The organism is Halomonas sp. ML-15, assembly GCF_014779595.1.
Classification (GTDB): Bacteria; Pseudomonadota; Gammaproteobacteria; order Pseudomonadales; family Halomonadaceae; genus Franzmannia.
This window is the reverse complement of record NZ_JACXZT010000018.1, coordinates 78,679-92,263: the sequence shown is the minus strand read 5'-3', so window position 1 is coordinate 92,263 and position 13,585 is coordinate 78,679. Positions and strand designations below refer to the sequence as shown.

The window sequence follows — 13,585 nt, the reverse complement described above, 5'->3', positions numbered from 1 at the left end:
GTCAGTAGAGGGGCTGGAGGTCGTGGACGCTCAAGCGCTGGCTGGGCTGGTCGATGGCGATCTCGCCGGCCTGAATGCCGACTACCCGGGTGCAGTAGCGCAGCGCCAGGTCGAGGTCGTGCATCGCCACCACCGCCGTTGGATAGCCGTCGGCCAGGGCCTGCATCACGCTGGCGGCCTGGGGGCCGTCGAGGGCCGAAACCGGCTCGTCGGCGAGCAGCACCTCGCCGCCCTGATAGAGCACCCGCGCCGAGGCCACCCGCTGGCGCTGGCCGCCGGAGAGCTCGCCGCAGGGCGTCCAGCGCTTGTCGGCGATGCCGAGGCGCTCGAGCAGGGCGTCGACTTCGGCGACGTCGCTGGGTCGCGGCCGCACCAGGGTAAGCAGGTTGCGCCACCAGGGGTGGCGATCCAGGCGCCCCATATAGACGTTATGGAACACCGACAGGGTGTCCACCAGCCCCAACGCCTGAGGCATCAGCGCCACCTCCCGCTCGCGCCACTCTTCGTGCATCAGCGCCAGCAGCGTCGACTTGCCGGCACCGCTCTTGCCGACCAGCGCGACCCGCTCGCCGGGGGCAAGCGTCAGGCTCAGTGGCCCGAGTACGCGAGTCTCGCCGTAGGCGGCTACGGCATCAGTGAGCGCCAGCGGGATCATCAGTCGAGCAGTTCCAACTGACGGGCGACGTCGAGGATTTCCTGATAGTCGTCGTTCTCGGCGGGGATAAAGCCCGCGCGGGGGAAACTCGCCAGCAGTTCGGGGTCGTCCATGTCGAGCAGCGCCTGCTGCAGGCGCTCGGTGAAGCCGTCGCCGAAGCGCTCGTCGATGTCGCCGCGTACCGTCCACTGGTAGTCGGGGTAGGGCGGGCTCTCCCAGATCACCTGGACGCGCTCGAGGTCGATATTGCCGGCTTCGAGCTCGTTCTCCCACGCCTTGTAGCTGACCACGCCGGCCTGGTAGGCGCCGGACTGCACCACCGAGATGGTGCGGCTGTGGTTGCCGCTGAAGCCGACTCGGGAGAACAGCTCATCCGGTGAGTCGCCGAGGTGTTCGCGCAGAAAGTACTCCGGCAGCAGACGCCCGGAGGTGGAGCTCTGCGAGCCGAAGCTGAAGGTCAGGTCGCGTAGCCCCTCGGGGGCGGTGTCGCCGTCGTGGGGTTCAAGGCCCGTGCCATGGTTGGCGATAAAGTAGCTCTTGTACGCCGGATCTTCGACACCCTGCGCAATGGCCCGTGAACCGGGCACCATCTCGCGGGCCTGAACCCCGGTAAAGCCGCCGAACCAGGCCAGCTGCACCTGGTTATTGCGAAAGGCGGTGACCGAAGCGGCATAGGAGGTGACCGGAATGAAGCGCACGTCCACCTCGAGCTCGTCGGCGAGATAGTCGGCCACCGCCTGAAAGCGTTGCTGCAGTCGCGTTTCATCTTCGTCGGGGATGGCGGTGAATACCAGCGTGCTGGCAGCGGCCAGCGGGGCTAGCAGCAGCGCGAGGCCGGCGCTGCCGGTAACGATCAGGCGCCGTAGCATATTGGGGCTTTCCATGTCGGGCTATCCACTCTATCTGAGGACCAAGAAAGCCCGCATGATAGCAGATCGACACGTCGCTTATGGGGCTGTCAACGGAGGCCGGTAGCGGGCCATGAAACGCCGGTCGATGCGGTCCTTCCAGCGCCATACCCAGTCGCCTGACCAGCTCCAGGGGCCGCGTGAGGCGACGGCATGGCGGTCGCCGGTACTGATCAGCGCCAGGTGGCGGCGCTGAGGGCGATAGCGGGTCAGCGCCCGGTCGTGGAGGCTGGCGCGCAGGTTGTCGGCCAGAGGCGGCCCCTGGCGCACGGCCTGCACCCCGGCCTTGTCGCGGCGATAGTTGACCATCGAGGCGATATCGCCGGCGGCGAATACGTGGGGGTGGCTGACGCTGGCCAGGTGGTCGTCGACCCGGATAAAACCGGCCCCGTCCAGCGTCAGGCCGGTGTCGGCCAACCAGGGCGCGGCGCCGGCTTGGGTCGCCCATAGCAGCTCATCGAAGTCGAGGATGCGGCCGTCGGCAATGTGAACCTGGCCGGCATCGACCCTGACCACCTCGGCATCGCTGTGAAGTGCTACGCCGCGTTGTGTTAGCAGGCGGGCGAAACGACGTTGGACGCGGGCATTGTGGTTGGTCAGTGGCCGCGGGCCGCGAGTGACCAGACAGAAATGCAGCAGCGACTCGGGCAGACCGCGCTCACGGCATAGCCGCTGCAGGCGCTGCTGCATGGCCAGCAGCACTTCCACACCGCCGGCGCCGCCGCCGACGACCATGATGGTCTTGTCGACCGGGCTGTGCTGCAGACGCTCGAGCAGTGCCAGCCAGCGCGAATTGAGCCCGTCGATGGGTTTGACCGGAGTTGCATGCTCGGCAGCGCCGGGCACGGTGGCCAGCTGTGGGGAGGCACCGATATTGAGCGACAGGCGATCATAGCTGAGTGGCGAGTGGTCATGGGGGATCACCCGCTGTGCGGCGAGGTCGAGTCCGTCGACGCTGTCGCGCAGGAATCGTGCGCCAGCGGCCTCGGCCAGCGGTGCGAGGTCGATATGCACGTCGTCGAACGCATAGTGCCCGGCGAGGTAGCCGGGCAGCATGCCGGAGTAGGGCGTAAAACGGTCGCGACTGACCAGCGTCAGGCGCACCTCGGGGTCGGGGGTCAGCGCAAAACGGCGCAGGACCTCGACATGGCTATGACCGCCACCCACCAGCAGCAGCTCGCGGGCCATCTACTCCTCGTCTTCGACGCTATGACGCAGGATTTCCAGTTCTTCGACGGAAAAGTGCTCGATCTTGCCGGCCAGCAGGTCGCTCAGGCGCTGCGTGGGAATGCCGGCGCGCTGAGCAATCTCGCGGTTGGGCAGGTCAGATAGGGCGATGCGGCGAGTGACGACGCGCATCAGACGGGAACGCTTCTCGAGTTCCCGTACGTCCAGGTCGGGTGTCGCTGGCGATGGTCCGCGCAGGTCCCAACCGGTCGTTAATCGTGCCGTGCTCATGAGGCTCCGTTGGCTTGGCTTGCGACCCGCTCAGGATGCAAGGTTTTGCGGCAATCTTCCAGCGCTTCTCGGAGATTTTTTTACCCCGCGCAGACCTGCCTCAAGAGAGCGCGTAGACTACTCGGCATTGCTTCATTTATTGCCTTGAACATCAGGATCTTGCAATGGCGCTTAGCGCGACCCCCTATAAAGTGAACCTGTCGCTTACCGACCTGGATCGCGGCGTCTATGCCACCGAGCGTTTCACCGTGGCCCGACACCCGTCGGAAACCGAAACACGCCTGGCGGTGAGGCTGCTGGCCCATGCGCTGTGGTATGACGAGACGCTGGCCTTTGGGCGCGGGCTGTCAGATGTCGACGAGCCGGCGCTGTGGCACAAGAGCCTCGACGGACGGGTGCTGCACTGGATCGAGGTGGGCCTGCCCGATGCCGACCGCCTTACCTGGTGCTCGCGACGCGCCGAGCGGGTCTCGTTGCTGGCCTACGGCAAGGTCGACGCCTGGGCGTCGCGTGTGCTGGCCACGGCGGAGACGCTGGCCAACGTGCATGTCGCAAGCCTGCCCGACGCGCCGCTGGCGGCGCTGGCCGAGGGCCTGCCGCGCACCATCGATTGGGCGGTGATGATCAGCGAGGACACACTCTATGTGACCGATGGCGACGGCCAGCATGAACTGACCCCGGCCTGGCTCAGCGGCGAGCGTTGAATGGGCAGCATATCTTGCCGTATCAGACAATGGTGAAATTGTCGTTGTAGTCACCTAGGCGACTGACGTGCTAGGTTTTTCATGAGTGCGGCCGCCCGACGATCAGGTGCGGCGGACCGCCAACAATCATAATGAACGTCAGGTTTCACGACCGGAGGAAGTCCATGCGCACAATCAAATATGCAGTCGCCGCTTCGCTATTGGCCACTGCGCCACTGGCAGCTGCCCAGCAGCTGTCCATCGCCACCGGCGGTACCGGTGGGGTTTACTATCCGATCGGTGGCGGCTTCGCCGAAATGATCAACGAGCATATCGAGGGGGCTGATGCCACTGCCGAAGTGACCGGCGCCTCTGTGGAGAACATGGGCTTGATCATGCGCGGCGATGCCGACCTGGCCTTGGCCCTGGCCGATACCGTCTATCAAGCCTATAACGGTACCGGCGATTTCGAAGAGCGCCAGATCGAGAACACTCGGGCACTCGCGTCGGTCTATCCCAACGCCGTCCAACTTGTGACCCTGGCCGACTCCGATATCGAGTCGCTGGCCGACCTCGAAGGCAAGCGCGTCTCCGTAGGGGCGCCAGGCAGCGGCACCGAGCTCAACGCTCGCGCGCTGCTCGAAGCCAACGGCATGAGCTACGATGACTTCAATCCCCAGCGTCTCAATTTCAACGAGACCGCCGACGCGATCCGCGACGGTGACATCGACGCCGGTTTCTGGAGCGTTGGGCCGCCCACCAGCTCGATCCTCAACCTGGCGGCGACCCGCGATATTCGCCTGATCGGCTTCTCCGACGAGGAGATCGCCAACGCCCAGGAAGTCGAGCCGGTATTCGCCCCCTATGAGCTCGAGGCCGGTATGTACGATGGCATGGACGAGGCCGTACAGACCATCGGGATTCCCAACGTGCTGGTGGTCAATTCCGATATGGACGAAGAGCTGGCCTACCAGCTGACCAAGCTGCTGTTCGAGCATACTGACGAGCTGATTGCCGTGCACCCGGCGGCCAACGACACCACTATCGAGTTCACCATGGAGTCCACGCCGGTACCGCTGCACCCGGGCGCGATTCGCTACTTCGAAGAAGTCGACGCGGATATCCCGGATCGTCTGCGCGAATAATCGCGGCACACGCTATCCACTGATGTGATGATACGCATCGTGCGATCTAGCAACCTGGCAGGGCGGACACTGGTGTCCGCCCTGCTGTTGTGTTGCAGCGTCTCCATATTAGCGGTGGCCGATGATGCGGCGCACCCTGCCGCCTTGCAGGCGGTGAGCGAGAGCGGCGTCGTTCTGGCCGACGTGGAGCGGGCATCGGGTGAGCGCTGGTGCCTGGCCTGGAACCACTCGGTGCGCCATTTCACGGTGCTCGATTGCTACCGCAATGTGGCCGGCGAAATGCAGCTGGAACGCAGCCACCAGCCCGATTTTGCGGCGGGCCTGGGTCACTCCCAGGGGCGCGGCGAGCAGGTCTCCGATGGCCAGGGCGGCTATTGGATCGAGAATATTGATGAGCCCGTTCTCCACAACCGCTATGCGCTGAGAGTGGGGTCTCATGCGGTAGATCATCGCCTGATCTGGGAGGAGGGCGGTGAGACACAGTCGTTGAGTCTCAGCGAGCAGGCCAGCGGCGAACGAGTCACACTACAACTTATCACGCTCGAGCATTGAGCGAGCCAGACGACGTCTGACGAGGAATCCATGAGCGACTCTACGAGCCCGCCGGTGCAGATGCCGGGCGGCAACGCTATCCAACCCCGCGCGGTGCTGTGGTTGATCACCATCGTGGCGGTAGGGCTGTCACTGTTCCAGCTCTATTCGGCGGGTATCCAGCCGCTGGGACTGTTCTACCAGCGCGGTATTCACCTGGCGCTGATCATGATGCTGGCCTTCCTGATCTTTCCGGTGTTTGGCCCGGGGCGCAAACGCGGCATTATCGGCTGGCTGATCGATGCGGTGTTCTTTGCCGGGGCGCTGGTAACCGGCGGCTATATTCTGTTCTTCCTCGATGAGATCATCTCGCGGGCCGGCTTCTGGAGCGAGACGGATATCCTGATCGCCTGCATCGCTACCGTTACCGTGCTCGAGGCTAGCCGTCGCGCGGTGGGCTTCGGCATGACGCTGATCGGCGTGCTGGCCATCGTCTACGCTTTCGCCGGGCCGCGCGGTGAGCTGCCGTGGCTCGGTCAGTGGCTGCCTGGCATTCTCGAGCACCGCGGCTACAATCTGGATCGCGTTGCCGGCCAGCTCTATCTTGGTCAGGAGGGCATCTTTGGCCTGCCGCTGGGCGTGGCGGCGACCTATATCTTTATCTTCGTGCTGTTTGGCGCCTTCCTCGAGAGCACCGGGGCCGGCAAGTTCTTTATCGATATGGCCTACGCGGCGACCGGTCGGCAGCGCGGTGGACCGGCCAAGGCGGCGGTGCTTGCCTCGGCGGGCATGGGCTCGATCTCCGGCAGTGCCATCGCCAATGTGGTGACCACCGGTGCCTTCACCATTCCGCTGATGAAACGCCTCGGCTACAAGCCGCATCAGGCCGGTGGCATCGAGGCCGCGGCCTCAACTGGCGGCCAGATCATGCCGCCGCTGATGGGCGCCGGCGCCTTCCTGATCGCCGAGTACACCAATACCCCTTACCTCGAAGTGGTCAAGGTCAGCATCCTGCCGGCGATCATGTACTTCGCCACCGTTTACCTGTTCGTGCATATCATCGCGCTCAAGCAGGGCATGCAGGGCATGGCGCGCAGCGAGCTGCCCAAGATGCGCGATGTGATGCGCGACGGCTGGCACTTCCTGCTGCCGCTGGGCGTGCTGGTATGGCTACTGGTGATGAACCTCTCGCCGATGCGGGTGGGCTTCTATGCGGTGGTCACCATGGTCGCGGTGGCGGTGCTGCGCTACACGATCTGGTTCCTGTTCGTGGCGCCTCGCCAGGGGCAGGCGGTGACCTTCGAGAGCATCAAGCGGGTGGTGATCGCCGGCTTTATCAAGCTGGTCGAGGGCCTGGAGCTGGGTGCGCGCAACGCCGTGGCGGTCTCCATGGCGTGTGCCGTGGCCGGTATCATCGTCGGCGTGGTCGGCCTGACTGGCCTGGGGCTGAAGTTCTCCTCCATGATGATGGCTTTCTCCGGTGGCAACCTGGTGCTGGCGCTGGTGATGGTGCTGCTGGCCAGCCTGATCCTGGGCATGGGCTTGCCGGTGACCGCCAGCTATATCGTGCTGATCGTGCTGGTCGGCCCGGCGCTGACCGCCGAGTTCGGCGTGCCGCTGCTGATTGCCCACCTGGTGGTGTTCTGGTACTCGCAGGACTCCAACGTTACGCCACCGATAGCCCTGGCCGGCTTCGCTGGGGCGGCGATCGCTGGCTCCAAGCCGATGGAAACCGGCTTCCAGGCCTGGAAGTTTGCCAAGGGGCTCTACCTGATCCCGATGTTCATGGTCTTCAACCCGGAGATCATCGTTGGCGGCCCGGTACCGGTGGTGATCTGGAACGGGGTGATCGCGATATTTGCGCTATGTGCCTTTGCGGCGGCGCTGGAGGGCTATCTGTTCACGCGCATGTCGTGGCTGCCGCGGCTGCTTATCGTGCCGTCGATCATTGCAGTGTTCTATCCCAACCTGCTGGCCGAGATCGTCGGGGTGGTGGTGATGGCGCTGGCGATCGGCGGCAACTGGTTGGCCAGTCGTCGTGAGGCGGCGGCTACACCTTCGACGAGCAGCGGCTAAGCGCTTTGCACGCCTAGGCTAAACGCGCATAGCTCCTCAGCGAAGGACGCCGGGGGCAGGCCGAAGAGGAGGTTTCGATGCCATGGGTGAGGAGCATTGCTCCGAACGGGCTGGCCATGGATGGCCAGCACCGGTCCTGCAAGCGAAGCAGGATGCGAGAGCGCAGCAGGGCATCGGTAGCGCCCAGGGATGGTTTACAGCGCCTCCTCGCAGGCCTGCCGACGGATCAGTCCTGAGCGGTGCTGCTATCTGCAATGGTCCTGCCCGCCTGGTCAAGATGACGGCGCCCGCGGGCGCCGTTAGAATGCCTGGCTTTCATCAAGCGAGTTAGCTGAGGAGCCGCTCATGCCGTCGTCGAACCCGACGTCACAATCCGCGCCGCGTGTCGGCGTGATCATGGGGTCCAAGTCCGACTGGCCGGTAATGGAGCATGCGGTGGCCATGCTCGAGCGCCTCGGCGTGGTCTGCGAGACCCGGGTGGTCTCTGCCCACCGCACCCCGGACCTGCTGTTCGACTACGCCAAGAGCGCCGCCGAGCGTGGCCTGCAGGTGATCGTCGCCGGCGCCGGTGGCGCCGCCCATCTGCCGGGTATGGTCGCCGCACAGACGCCGCTGCCGGTGCTCGGCGTACCGGTGGAGTCCAAGTCGCTGAAAGGCCTCGATTCGCTGCTGTCGATCGCTCAGATGCCCGGCGGTATCGCGGTGGGTACCCTGGCGATCGGCAAGGCCGGTGCCACCAATGCCGGCCTGCTGGCGGCGCAGATCGTCGCCCTGCAGGACGCCAAGGTACGCGAGGCGGTGGAGGCCTTCCGCGCCGAGCAGACCCAGGCGGTGCTCGACAACCCCGATCCCCGACCGCAAGCGCAGTGAGGTGACCCAGATGAACATCGGCGTACTCGGTGCCGGCCAGCTGGGGCGCATGCTGGCGCTGGCCGGCTATCCCCTGGCCAACCGCTTCACCTTTCTCGATACCACCGGCCATCCCAGCGCCGGTATCGGCGACGTGATGATCGACACCGACAGGAAGCACCTTGAGGCCTTCCTGGCCAAGGTCGACCTGGTCACCTACGAGTTCGAGCATCTGCCGGTCTCGCTGGTGCAGGCCATCGAGGAGGTCAAGCCGGTCTATCCCTCCAGCGAGGCGATCCGCGTGTGCCAGAACCGCGCTGAGGAGAAGGCGCTGTTCGACCGGCTAGGGATTCCCACGCCGGCCTACCGGCTGGTGGAGCATGCCGATGAGCTGGAAGCGGCGGCCCGCGAGCTGGGCTGCCCGGTGGTCGCCAAGTCGGTGACCGAGGGCTACGACGGCAAGGGGCAGGCGGTGATCCGCGACCCGGCCGAGGCGCATGACGCCTGGCGTGCCATCGGCCACCCGCGGCTGATCGTCGAGGCCTTCGTCGACTTCGTGCGCGAAGTCTCGATCATCGCCGTACGCGGCCGCGACGGCCAGGTGGTGTTCTATCCAATGGCCGAGAACCAGCACGTGGATGGCATCCTGCGCTACTCCGTGGCCCCCATGCCCGACCTGGACGAGAGCGTGCAGCAGACCGCCGACGGCTATATCCGCGCGCTACTCGACGAGCTCGACTACGTGGGCGTGCTGACCCTGGAGCTGTTCCAGACCCGCGATGGTGGCCTGCTGGCCAACGAGATGGCGCCGCGGGTGCACAACTCCGGTCACTGGAGCATGGACGGTGCGGTGACCAGCCAGTTCGAGAATCATCTGCGCGCCATTCAGGGCCTGCCGCTGGGCGATACCGCGGCGCGCATGCCGACCTGCATGGTCAACGTGATCGGCCGCGAAGGCGTTCCTGGCGAGATCCTGGCGATCCCCGACGCCCACCTGCACCGCTACGACAAGACAGAGCGGGCCGGGCGCAAGCTGGCCCACGTCAATCTGCTGGCGCCGACCCACGCCGAGCTGCTCGACAAGGTGCGCGCTTGCGCGGCGCTGCTGCCGGATGCGCCGGCGCCGCGCTTCAGCTTCGAATAGCCGCTACTGCACCTGCCGCCCGGCCTCACCGAGCAACCGCCTCAGCCAGCGCTGAGGTGGTGCCTGGTGGCTGCGCTCATGCCACAGCTGATAGAAGCGCATCGGCGGAAAGTCGATCGGCGCTGGCAGGATACTCAGCGGCAGCAGATTGGCGTAAAAGCGCGCGAAATGGCGGCTGGTGGTAAACACCAAGTCGCTGTCCGGCAGCAGGTAGGGGGCCAGGGTAAACGACTGCACCTCGACCACGGCATGACGGTGCTCACGCAGGCTGGCCAGCTGGCTGTCGATCAGCCCGCGCTGGCTCATCGAGTAGGGCAGTGGTACCACGTGGCGGGCGGCCAGGTACTGGTCACGGCTCATGCCGCGGCGTGCCAGCGGATGGCGCGATGACACCAGGCACACGATCTCATCCTCCAGCAGCATCGACAGGTGCATACGCTCCGGCGGCTCTGGCCAGTTGCCGATCACCACATCCAGCTCCCCCTCGGCCAGGGCACTCTCCACGTCGAACTCCGGGCCCAGGGACTGAATCTCCAGCTGCGCCTGGGGCGCCTCGCGGCAGAAACGTGCCACGGCGTTGGTCATGAAGACCGGTGCCAGGTAGTCGGGCGCGCCAAGGCGGAAGCGCTGACGGCTGTCGAACGGGCTGAACGCGGCTGGCGGCCGGGTCAGCTTGTCGAGGGCGGCCAGCGCCGCCTCGGCGTCGGGCAGTAGCTGCAGGGCGCGTTCGGTGGGCACCATGCCGCCTTTCTCCCTGACCAGCAGCGGGTCGTCGAAGGTTTCGCGCAGCTTGCGCAGTGCGGCGCTGATCGCCGGCTGCGACTGGTGCAGCCGCAGTGCGGTTCGCGACACGCTGCGCTCGGCGATCAGCAGGCACAGCACATGCAGCAGATAGGGGTCGAGAGAGGCCTGGCGAGACGTCATGGCGGCTCCTTGTTGACCTTTTGGTCATATTGTTTCTTTTATAAGTTGTATTGAAGTATATCGGTTTTCATCTTCTCTGGCGTCCCTAGACTGGTGCGGGTGCGGCACGGCTGCATCCATGACAACGACAAGACGCTGGAGACCCTTTTCCCGATGATTCATGTACGAATGTTCCCCCTCGGCGCTGGATTGGCGCTGGCACTTGCCCTCGGCGGCCAGGCGCAGGCCGCCACCTGGAGCGATACCTCGATCGGCTATCGCTACGGTAGCGACTTTACCGAGCCCAATAATCCCGATGATGTCAGCAAGCATATCCTCAACCTGAGCCATGCCAGCGGCTACTCCCGCGGCCAGAATTTCTTCAGCCTCGACCTGCTGCAGTCGGATGGCAACGATCCGGCTGCGGGCAGCGATAGCGGCGCCACCGAGGCCTATCTGGTCTATCGTCATCAGCTGCACTACGGCAAGCTATTCGGCGAGCCGCTGGCCTTCGGGCCGGTGGGCGACGTGGCGTTGACGGGTGGATTCGATCTGAATACCAAGAACAGCGCCTTCGCCCCGCGCAAGCGCCAGCTGGTGCTGGGGCCGACCCTCAAGTTCGATCTGCCGCGCGGCTTTCTCGACGTCAGCCTGTTCTTCAGCCGCGAGTGGAACCACTGCGGCCAGGTCTGCGACAGCGCCGGCGTCGACAACCGCATCAGCTTCGACCCCTACTATCAGCTCAATATCGCCTGGAGCGTGCCCTTCGATGCCGGCGCGTTGCCGATGAAATTCCAGGGGTTCTATAACATCAACGGCAGCAAGGGGGAGGACTACTTCGGCAATGACACCGCTACCGAGCAGCTGCTGCGCAGTGCGTTGATGCTCGACGTGGGGCAGCTTGCTTGGGGTGAGAGCAACGAGCTGTGGGCCGGCGTCGGTTATGAGTACTGGCGCAACAAGTTCGGCAATCAGAATGCGCCGGGGGTGGATACCGACGCGCTGACCGTCAATCTCGAGTGGCACTTTTAATGCTGCTCTGAGCCAACGTTTCGCTCGCGTGGTTGGCCGCCCCAAGGGGCGGTCTTTTTGTCGCTGCAGCCTGGGTGAGGGCACCTCTGGGGTATTCAAAGCTCAGGCTACCGGCATATCACCGATAGCCTGAGACGCTGGTGCTAGCGAGCCTGTCAGGCGCCGATGATGCCGCCATCCTCACGGGTGATGACCAGCGTCGCCGAGCGCGGGATGGCGTTGCCGCCGTCCGGCCAGTGGCCGTTGAGATCGCCGTTGGCGAAGGCCTCGGCGCTGGTGGTGGCCCCCGGGTGCTGCACGTTGACGAACATGGTGCGCTGATCCGGGGTAGTGATCACGCCGGTGATCTCCTGGCCGATGGGACCGGTCAGGAAGCGGCGAATCTCGCCGGTCTCGGGGTGGGCGGCGAGCATCTGGTTATTGCCGAACACCTCATAGACCCCCTGGTTCATGCCCGACTCGCTGATGTCGGTCTGAATCCAGACGCGCCGATCAGGGTCGATCCACAGTCCGTCGGGTGAGGCAAAGATCGCGTCGTCATCGAGGGGGTGGCCCGCCAGATCCCGGCTCTCCTCCTGGTCGCCGGCCAGCACGAACAGCTCCCACGCGAAGCGGGTGCCGGCATGACCGTCGAGCTCATCCCAGCGCACGATCTGGCCGAAGGCATTGTCGGCACGCGGATTGACGGCGTCGGTCTGGCCCTCCTCGCGCTCAGTGTTGTTGGTCAGGGTGAAGTAGACCTGGCCGGTGACCGGGTCCACGGCGCCCCACTCGGGGCGATCCATCTTGGTGGCGCCGGCGTGGTCCGCGGCGCTGCGGGTATTGACCAGGATATCGGCCAGGTCGGCGAAGCCGTTTTCCGCGGTGAGGCCGTTCTCCCCCGGCGCCAGCGCCAGCCACTCGCCGCTGCCGTCGTCGTTGAACCTGGCCACGTAGAGGGTGCCCTCGTCGAGCAGCGAGCCGTCGGCACTGGCGGCGTCGAAGGGGCGCGCCGAGACGAACTTGTAGATGTACTCGAAGCGCGCGTCGTCGCCGGAGTAGGCGACCACCGGCTGGCCCTCCTCGGCGGGGGCGAAGATCACACCCTCGTGGGCGAAGCGCCCCAGGTGGGTGCGCTTGACCGGGATGGCCTCGGGGTTGCGGGGGTCGATCTCCACCATGTAGCCGAAGGTGTGGGGCTCGTTGCGGTAGTCATCGCGGGCCGAGGCGCCGCGGGTGCTGGCGTCGAAGCGCTGGTATTCGTCGGCGCCGCCAGCGGCCTTGTGCCACTGGTAGCGGCCGCTGTCGCGGGTGGTAATGCCGTAGCGCGCCTGGCGCCGGTCGATCTCGGTGTCGCTGTTGGCGAAGTAGCCGGCCCAGTTCTCCTCGGCGGCCAGGTAGGTGTCCCAGGGGGTGACGCCGTGGGCGCAGTTGTTGAGGGTGCCGCGGGTCATGCTGCCGTCGGGGCTGTATTTGGTCACGACGTGATCCGTGCCGGCCACCGGCCCGCTGAGCCGCATCGGCGTCAGGCCGGTGATGCGGCGGTTATGGGCATCCTCTACCACCTGCCACTGGCCGTCGTCGCCCTCGCGGACCCGGACCACGGTGACGCCGTGGGCGTTGAGCTCCTTGAGCACCTGGTCGTCGTCACGACTGCCATCCTCGTTCTGCGGGAAGCCGCCGCGGTCCAGGGCCAAGCCAGTGGCGGCGGCATGCATGAAGCGCGGCTCGATATACTCGTGGTTGAGCACCAGCAGGCCATCGCGGCTGCTGCCTTCCAGGGGGAAGAAGTGCATGCCGTCGTGGTGGCTGCCGACCTGATGGGCCTGGTCCTCGCCGCTGGAGGAGAGCGAGTAGGTGAGCATGCTGCCGCTGATGGGCGTGCCCCAGGGAATGAAGGGCTGAACGCGATAGCCGTCGGGTACGACGACCTTGTCGGCGGCGCTGGTGGGGATCGCCGCGAAGCCGATGCTGGGGGCCGTGGCGCCTTCACCGGCAAAGGCCGTTGAGAACGGCAGATGGGTGGCCATGGCACCGGCGATAAAGGTGGCGAGGCTGCCGCGCAGCACGCTGCGCCGGCTCAGGCGAGTGTGCAGAATATCGCCGAAATAGTCGTTGTTGGACGTATTGCTGAGCGGCTCGTCGCCATCGGCAAGAATCTGATCGACCTCGCCGGGTCGCTGCGGGTGTTTCATGGCCATGTCTCCTCATGTGGTCCGAGG

Annotated in this window: 13 protein-coding genes; 7 read left to right on the top strand and 6 right to left on the bottom strand. The window is 65.5% G+C overall.

Translation table 11 applies throughout. The features are described 5' to 3' along the window. Position 1: 1 nt before the first annotated feature. The 4 genes from IEI94_RS11160 to IEI94_RS11145 form a co-directional block, all read right to left on the bottom strand. On the bottom strand, positions 2 to 655 hold the full coding sequence (locus IEI94_RS11160) for a phosphonate ABC transporter ATP-binding protein (protein WP_191167389.1): 654 nt from the start codon (positions 653 to 655) through the stop codon (positions 2 to 4). Continuing rightward, positions 655 to 1,539, bottom strand: coding sequence for a putative selenate ABC transporter substrate-binding protein (locus IEI94_RS11155; RefSeq protein ID WP_191167388.1), 885 nt, complete (start codon positions 1,537 to 1,539; stop codon positions 655 to 657). Before IEI94_RS11155 ends, IEI94_RS11160 begins: the two co-directional genes overlap by 1 nt. A gap of 63 nt (positions 1,540 to 1,602) precedes the next feature. Then, positions 1,603 to 2,751 (bottom strand): FAD-dependent oxidoreductase, encoded by a 1,149-nt coding sequence (locus IEI94_RS11150; protein ID WP_191167387.1) that lies wholly within the window; start codon positions 2,749 to 2,751, stop codon positions 1,603 to 1,605. Beyond that, complete coding sequence (locus tag IEI94_RS11145; protein ID WP_191167386.1) at positions 2,752 to 3,021, bottom strand: XRE family transcriptional regulator; 270 nt, start codon at positions 3,019 to 3,021, stop codon at positions 2,752 to 2,754. 164 nt (positions 3,022 to 3,185) lie between these two features. Between IEI94_RS11145 and IEI94_RS11140 the strand changes: the two genes are divergently transcribed. The 6 genes from IEI94_RS11140 (at position 3,186) to IEI94_RS11115 (ending at position 9,449) form a co-directional block, all read left to right on the top strand. Further along, positions 3,186 to 3,725 carry a YaeQ family protein gene (locus tag IEI94_RS11140; protein ID WP_191167385.1) on the top strand — a complete coding sequence of 180 codons (540 nt, stop codon included), beginning with the start codon at positions 3,186 to 3,188 and terminating at the stop codon, positions 3,723 to 3,725. A 164-nt stretch (positions 3,726 to 3,889) separates the two neighbouring features. Continuing rightward, positions 3,890 to 4,849, top strand: a complete 960-nt coding sequence (locus IEI94_RS11135; protein WP_191167384.1) for a TAXI family TRAP transporter solute-binding subunit — start codon at positions 3,890 to 3,892, stop codon at positions 4,847 to 4,849. Positions 4,850 to 4,876: 27 nt separating this feature from the next. Continuing rightward, on the top strand, positions 4,877 to 5,401 hold the full coding sequence (locus IEI94_RS11130; RefSeq protein ID WP_191167460.1) for a DUF1850 domain-containing protein: 525 nt from the start codon (positions 4,877 to 4,879) through the stop codon (positions 5,399 to 5,401). 30 nt (positions 5,402 to 5,431) lie between these two features. Then, positions 5,432 to 7,456 (top strand): TRAP transporter permease, encoded by a 2,025-nt coding sequence (locus IEI94_RS11125; protein ID WP_191167383.1) that lies wholly within the window; start codon positions 5,432 to 5,434, stop codon positions 7,454 to 7,456. Positions 7,457 to 7,801: 345 nt separating this feature from the next. After that, complete coding sequence (gene purE, locus IEI94_RS11120; RefSeq protein WP_191167382.1) at positions 7,802 to 8,326, top strand: 5-(carboxyamino)imidazole ribonucleotide mutase; 525 nt, start codon at positions 7,802 to 7,804, stop codon at positions 8,324 to 8,326. Positions 8,327 to 8,336: 10 nt separating this feature from the next. After that, positions 8,337 to 9,449 carry a 5-(carboxyamino)imidazole ribonucleotide synthase gene (locus tag IEI94_RS11115; RefSeq protein ID WP_191167381.1) on the top strand — a complete coding sequence of 371 codons (1,113 nt, stop codon included), beginning with the start codon at positions 8,337 to 8,339 and terminating at the stop codon, positions 9,447 to 9,449. Positions 9,450 to 9,452: 3 nt separating this feature from the next. On the opposite strand, the gene IEI94_RS11110 is transcribed toward IEI94_RS11115, so the two are convergent. Beyond that, positions 9,453 to 10,373: a LysR family transcriptional regulator gene (locus tag IEI94_RS11110; protein WP_191167380.1), complete on the bottom strand. Its 921-nt coding sequence runs from the start codon at positions 10,371 to 10,373 to the stop codon at positions 9,453 to 9,455. 153 nt (positions 10,374 to 10,526) lie between these two features. On the opposite strand from IEI94_RS11110, the gene IEI94_RS11105 reads away from it, so the two are divergent. Further along, positions 10,527 to 11,384 carry a hypothetical protein gene (locus tag IEI94_RS11105; protein ID WP_191167379.1) on the top strand — a complete coding sequence of 286 codons (858 nt, stop codon included), beginning with the start codon at positions 10,527 to 10,529 and terminating at the stop codon, positions 11,382 to 11,384. A 155-nt stretch (positions 11,385 to 11,539) separates the two neighbouring features. On the opposite strand, the gene IEI94_RS11100 is transcribed toward IEI94_RS11105, so the two are convergent. Continuing rightward, on the bottom strand, positions 11,540 to 13,558 hold the full coding sequence (locus IEI94_RS11100) for a PhoX family protein (protein WP_224750081.1): 2,019 nt from the start codon (positions 13,556 to 13,558) through the stop codon (positions 11,540 to 11,542). Positions 13,559 to 13,585: the final 27 nt, after the last annotated feature.

Coding starts and splice junctions, on each gene's coding strand:
- IEI94_RS11155 (WP_191167388.1), bottom strand. CDS start 1,539: ATGGAAAGCCCCAATATGCTACGGCGCCTGATCGTTACCGGCAGCGCC.
- IEI94_RS11125 (WP_191167383.1), top strand. CDS start 5,432: ATGAGCGACTCTACGAGCCCGCCGGTGCAGATGCCGGGCGGCAACGCT.
- IEI94_RS11100 (WP_224750081.1), bottom strand. CDS start 13,558: ATGAAACACCCGCAGCGACCCGGCGAGGTCGATCAGATTCTTGCCGAT.
- IEI94_RS11140 (WP_191167385.1), top strand. CDS start 3,186: ATGGCGCTTAGCGCGACCCCCTATAAAGTGAACCTGTCGCTTACCGAC.
- purE (WP_191167382.1), top strand. CDS start 7,802: ATGCCGTCGTCGAACCCGACGTCACAATCCGCGCCGCGTGTCGGCGTG.
- IEI94_RS11105 (WP_191167379.1), top strand. CDS start 10,527: ATGATTCATGTACGAATGTTCCCCCTCGGCGCTGGATTGGCGCTGGCA.
- IEI94_RS11135 (WP_191167384.1), top strand. CDS start 3,890: ATGCGCACAATCAAATATGCAGTCGCCGCTTCGCTATTGGCCACTGCG.
- IEI94_RS11130 (WP_191167460.1), top strand. CDS start 4,877: ATGATACGCATCGTGCGATCTAGCAACCTGGCAGGGCGGACACTGGTG.
- IEI94_RS11145 (WP_191167386.1), bottom strand. CDS start 3,021: ATGAGCACGGCACGATTAACGACCGGTTGGGACCTGCGCGGACCATCG.
- IEI94_RS11160 (WP_191167389.1), bottom strand. CDS start 655: ATGATCCCGCTGGCGCTCACTGATGCCGTAGCCGCCTACGGCGAGACT.
- IEI94_RS11110 (WP_191167380.1), bottom strand. CDS start 10,373: ATGACGTCTCGCCAGGCCTCTCTCGACCCCTATCTGCTGCATGTGCTG.
- IEI94_RS11115 (WP_191167381.1), top strand. CDS start 8,337: ATGAACATCGGCGTACTCGGTGCCGGCCAGCTGGGGCGCATGCTGGCG.
- IEI94_RS11150 (WP_191167387.1), bottom strand. CDS start 2,751: ATGGCCCGCGAGCTGCTGCTGGTGGGTGGCGGTCATAGCCATGTCGAG.